The following is a 6148-nucleotide window of genomic DNA, read 5'->3' on the forward strand; positions in this document are numbered from 1 at the left end:
ACTCAACTGTGCGGAGGTGGGACGACGAAATCGAATTCTAACGAATTACCGATTTCTGTCCCACTCTCTTTTCTTATATATAGGAAGAAAAGCTAGAAAGGCCACTTATTCATTTCAGTCCTGCTTTCTTTGTGGTATAATAGGAACGATTGAAAAATGAGCTAGAAATAGCGAACAAGATAAGAGGAGAGAAATATGGCAAAAGATATTCGTGTGCGTTATGCACCAAGTCCAACTGGACTACTACACATCGGGAATGCTCGTACAGCATTGTTTAACTACTTGTATGCGCGCCATCATGGTGGAACCTTTATCATCCGTATCGAAGATACGGACCGCAAACGTCACGTTGAAGACGGAGAACGTTCCCAGCTTGAAAACCTTCGTTGGTTGGGCATGGACTGGGATGAAAGCCCTGAGACGCACGAAAACTACCGCCAATCAGAACGGCTACCACTTTATCAAAAATACATCGACCAACTCTTGGCGGAAGGAAAAGCTTACAAATCTTATGTCACTGAAGAAGAGTTAGCGGCTGAACGTGAACGCCAAGAAGCTGCAGGTGAAACACCTCGCTACATCAACGAATACCTTGGGATGAGCGAAGAAGAAAAAGCAGCTTACGTTGCAGAACGTGAAGCAGCGGGCATCATCCCGACGGTTCGTTTGGCAGTGAATGAGTCTGGTATCTACAAGTGGCATGATATGGTCAAAGGCGATATCGAGTTTGAAGGTGGCAATATCGGTGGGGACTGGGTCATCCAGAAGAAAGATGGCTACCCAACTTACAACTTTGCCGTTGTCATCGATGACCACGATATGCAAATCTCTCATGTTATCCGTGGAGATGACCACATTGCTAACACACCAAAACAGCTCATGGTTTATGAAGCTCTTGGTTGGGAAGCACCTGAGTTCGGTCACATGACCCTTATCATCAATTCTGAAACAGGTAAGAAGTTGTCTAAACGTGACACCAACACCCTTCAGTTCATCGAAGACTATCGTAAGAAGGGTTACCTTCCAGAAGCAGTCTTTAACTTTATCGCTCTTCTTGGTTGGAACCCTGGTGGGGAAGACGAGATCTTCTCTCGCGAAGAGCTTATCAAGCTCTTTGATGAAAACCGTCTCAGCAAGTCTCCAGCTGCTTTCGACCAGAAGAAAATGGACTGGATGAGCAATGAGTATATCAAGAATGCGGATCTTGCGACTATCTTTGAAATGGCCAAGCCATTCCTCGAAGAAGCAGGACGTTTGACAGACAAGGCTGAGAAGTTTGTAGAACTCTACAAGCCACAAATGAAGTCGGTGGACGAAATCGTTCCATTGACAGACCTTTTCTTCTCAGACTTCCCAGAGTTGACAGATGCAGAAAAAGAAGTCATGGCTGGTGAAACGGTTCCGACTGTACTTGAAGCCTTCAAAGCGAAATTGGAAGCCATGTCAGACGATGAGTTTGTGGCAGAAAATATCTTCCCACAAATCAAAGCAGTTCAAAAAGAAACTGGGATCAAAGGGAAGAATCTCTTTATGCCAATCCGTATCGCCGTTTCAGGTGAAATGCATGGTCCTGAATTGCCAGATACCATCTATTTACTTGGACGCGAAAAATCCATCCAACACATTGAAAACATGTTGGAAAAAATCAGATAATTATCAGAAAGTCCCTATTAAATGGGGCTTTTTGTTTTATCTCTAAAGTCAAAGTATTATAGGATTTTTTCAAAAAATTGCCCCGGTTTGACAAATTGATCCTACTGAAAACGATTTTATTACTATCTAAAACAAAAATTATAAAAAAATAGCAATAATTAAGGATAATTGCTTTCAAAAATCGACAGATTAGTCTATAATGTTAGGGAAATAAAAAATGTAATAAGGAGACAGAAATGTTTTTTAAACGTTCGAACGGTGAATTCCGTGAAACGGATCGTGTGACCCGTTTCAAATTGATCAAATCAGGTAAAAACTGGTTGCGTGCTGCGACTTCTAACTTTGGTCTTTTGAAAGTCATTCGTGGTCAAGTCGAAGAGACTGTTGTAGCTGAAGTGCGTGAAGATGCAGTATCAGTGAAAGAAATGACAAGCCGTGGCTTGCTCAAAGGGATCGTAGCAGCTGGGGCTGTTTTTGGTGCAGCTACAGTAGCGAATACTGCAAAAGCAGATGAGACAGGATCAGACGTTGCGACTGCATCTGAGCTTTCAAGTGAAGCTCTTGTAGAGCAAGGAAGTACTGTACTTGGTACAACTTCAACAACTGAATCTCAATCTGAATCAACTACAGAATCAACAACTGAGTCAACAACAGAATCAGCTAGCGCTTCTGCATCTGCAAGTGCTTCAACCTCTACAAGCGTATCTGTATCTCACTCAGCTTCATTGAGCGAACAAGGTTCAGCAGAACTTTCAGCAGCTTCAAGCGAATCAACAGTAGCAGCTGGCTCTGAAGCAAGTGTAGAAAGCACTACAACAGTAGCGAAAGCTGAAGATAAAGTTGTTTTGGAACAAAACACTTCAGAAGCAGCATTGTTGAACAAGATTGCAGGAGACTACTCAGCAACTGTTTCAGCTCCAGAAAAGAAAGCAGCACTTGATGCTGCCATCGCTAAAGTTCAAACAGAATTGACAGCAAGCAATAGCTTGATCAACGCTAATGCTTCAGCTCAATCATACGCAGACCAACGCGAACGCTTGAGCAAGTCAGTAGATGACATGATGGCAACCTTGACTGCAGCAGGATTTACTGGTAACACAACAGTAAACGGTGCTCCAGCAATTTCAGCTCAGTTGGCACCAATCTCAACAAGCACTACTGGTAGTGTAGATACTAACCCAGTTATTTCAAATGCTAATGGTGCAACGATTGAAGATGCAGCTTTCAATGAAGCTGGTTATGCTTTGGATCCAAACACAGATCGTTTCACTTTCGGTGTATGGCAATTCCTTAAAACAAACCACGCTACTGGTGCTAAAACAAACTTTGATTACTACGCTACACTTTCAGTGGACCGTTCAGCAATCACAGGTAGCCTTTCAGCTAACCCAGATGTTTACTTGCGTATCGTTAAGAAGTCTGATGGTACAGAAGCTTACACTCGTACTATTCATGCTGGAGAAAGCAATATCTCACTTCCAAGCTACATCACCAACAACAACTCTGATGTAACCAACACTTTGACATACGCACCTGCTAACGGAACTAATCCAGGTAACGTAACCTTCTCATTGGTAAATGCGAACCTTGAGTATGAAACACTTCAAATCCGTGATACTAACTACCCAGGTAACCAAGGTGAAGACAAACAAAACGTTCAAACTTCTGTTCCTTATGCTAAAGCTGATCAAACAACTTACTATAAAGTCGTTGACAGTAGCAAGTACACAGAAGGTAAAACATACACACCAACTGGAAATGAAACAGTTCTTGCAAGCTATACGCAAACAGGTCTTGCAGGACAACAATTCACAGCTTCAGGAAATCGTGAGATTGTCGGTTACAAACAGGTAGCTGCCACAACAGATACAACTCAAAAGACATCAGGTATTATCGGTAAGGGTGTTGTTGGACAAAAACTTGTCGAACTTCAAGGTGGAGCAAACCATTACTACGTGAAACGTATTTCTGAAATCGTTGATACTGATGGCTCAACTGTAACGAAATTCTACGCTCTTGATCCATCTCAAGTGAACAATTTTGCTACATCAGATATTGGTACTGAAGATGTATCTAAGTACACACTCGTCTACACAAGTAAAGTGAATAAAGCTGGTGAAGAGTGGAAAGCTGATGAGACTAAAGTTACAAAAGTAAACAGCAAAAATGGTGACTATTATATTGAAGTCAACGAAACAGCTGGAAGCAAATCCCTCATTATCACTGGTTGGTCGTCTACTACTGAGACAGATACTTATAAACAAATGGACGGAACTCTACACACTTATCCACGTCCATTCAAAGGTGCTCCAAGCACATCATTGACACCTGCCGGAGCTGGTAATAACAGTTACAATGTCATTGCTGGTAAAGTTCCAGAAATCCAAGCAGAAGGATCTGTTGCGAATGACCCAACAGCACCAAATGGTAAAGTATACTCTGAATTGAAGGGTTATTCATCATTCTCTAATAACTACTCAATTACATCAGCGGTTAAACCTTCAACTGATGTGAACTATTACTTTGTCAAGTCTAAAGGTAATGTTTACGTTCACTATAAAGACACTGAAGGTAACACAATCAAAGCATTTGTAACAGATGAAAAAGAACAACCAGTAGGTAAAGACTACGATACAGTAATCGATAACCGTCCACAAACAATCGAGTTCCAAAGTAAGACTTATGAATTGGTTCCAGCAGGAACTTACACAGTAGGTCAAGTTGATGACCAAGGACACCTTACATCATCAGATGCAACAACTGGTAAAGTAGCTGAAGAAGATAAGAATGTAACGTATATATACAAAGTGAAAGAAACACCAAAAGAAGGTGAAGTTGTTATCACTTATGTAGATACGAAAGGTAACGAAATCCAAAAATCTCGTCAAGATACACCTAAATCACCATATGATACACCATATGATACAACTGAAAAAGGTGAAAAGCCAAATATCATCAAGACCACTGATGGTAAGACATATAAGATTGTACCTAAAGGTGATTACCCAGTAGGAGATGTTGATGAAAACGGTCATTTGAAGTCTTCAGACCCTATTACTGGTAAAGTTGACAAACCAAAATCAACCATTACTTACGTTTATGAGGAAGTTGGAAGTGTCTTCGTTCATTATAAAGATATTAACGGAAATACGATCATGGGATCTGTTATTGATGAGCAAGATCAACCACTTGAGAAGGATTATGATACAGTAGTAGATAATCGTCCTAAAGAAATTAAATTTGAAGGTAAAACTTACGAACTTGTAGAAGCTGGTAATTACCCAGTAGGTCAAGTTGACAGCCAAGGTCACTGGACAGGTGATGATGATACGACTGGTAAAGTGGCTTCAGGTGAGAAGAATGTTACTTATATCTATAAGTTGAAAGACGAATCTCAATCAGATTCAGGTTCAGCATCAGAATCAGCTTCACAATCATTATCAGAAGTTGTATCTAACTCACAGTCTATATCAGAACAAGCTTCTACATCATTGTCTGAATCAGTACAGGAATCAGCATCGGTATCAGCATCTGAGTCATCGTCGTTGAGCACGTCTGCGCAAGAATCAGCAAGCCAATCAGCATCAGAATCAGCGTCAGTATCGGCATCTGAGTCAGCATCGTTGAGCACATCAGCGCAAGAATCAGCAAGCGTATCAGCAAGCCAATCAGCGTCATTGAGCACATCAGCTTCAGCATCAGCATCAACTTCAGCAAGTCAATCAGCATCATTGAGCACATCGGCTTCAGCATCAGCATCTACTTCAGCAAGCCAATCAGCATCATTGAGCACATCAGCGTCTGAGTCAGCATCAGTATCAGCAAGTCAATCAGCATCATTGAGCACATCAGCGTCTGAGTCAGCATCAGTATCAGCTAGTCAATCAGCATCATTGAGCACATCGGCTTCAGCATCAGCATCAGTATCAGCAAGCCAATCGGCATCATTGAGCACATCAGCTTCTGCATCAGAATCAGCTTCGCAATCTGTTTCAGAATCACAATCAGCTTCAACAAGCCAATCAGTTTCTGAATCAACATCAGCGTCTGAGTCTGCATCAGAATCAGCTTCAACATCAACGTCTGAATCTGTCTCAGCATCTGAGTCAGCGTCAGCATCATTGAGCGCATCAGCATCTGAGTCAGCATCAGTATCAGCGAGCCAATCAGCATCATTGAGCACATCGGCTTCAGCATCAGCTTCTGTATCAGCGAGCCAATCAGCATCATTGAGCACATCAGCGTCTGAGTCAGCATCAGTATCAGCTAGTCAATCAGCATCATTGAGCACATCGGCTTCAGCATCAGCATCTACTTCAGCAAGCCAATCAGCGTCATTGAGCACATCAGCATCAGTATCAGCATCTGAATCAGCATCTGCATCTGAATCTGTATCAGCGTCATTGAGCGCATCAGCGTCTGAGTCAGCATCAGTATCAGCGAGCCAATCAGCATCATTGAGCACATCGGCTTCAGCATCAGCTTCTGTATCAGC

General features: G+C 42.0%; 2 protein-coding genes. Both read left to right on the plus strand.

Annotation, left to right across the window (positions count from 1 at the left end):
• Positions 1 to 195 precede the first annotated feature (195 nt).
• Positions 196 to 1653 carry a glutamate--tRNA ligase gene (gene gltX / locus K1I56_RS09825; protein ID WP_223325864.1) on the plus strand — a complete coding sequence of 486 codons (1458 nt, stop codon included), beginning with the start codon at positions 196 to 198 and terminating at the stop codon, positions 1651 to 1653.
• A 236-nt stretch (positions 1654 to 1889) separates the two neighbouring features.
• Positions 1890 to 6148 (plus strand): accessory Sec-dependent serine-rich glycoprotein adhesin (locus K1I56_RS09830; protein ID WP_223325865.1); only part of this gene is annotated, 4259 nt, incomplete at its 3' end.

Origin of the sequence: Streptococcus parasanguinis, from assembly GCF_019929185.1 — a bacterium.
Lineage (GTDB): Bacteria > Bacillota > Bacilli > Lactobacillales > Streptococcaceae > Streptococcus > Streptococcus parasanguinis_O.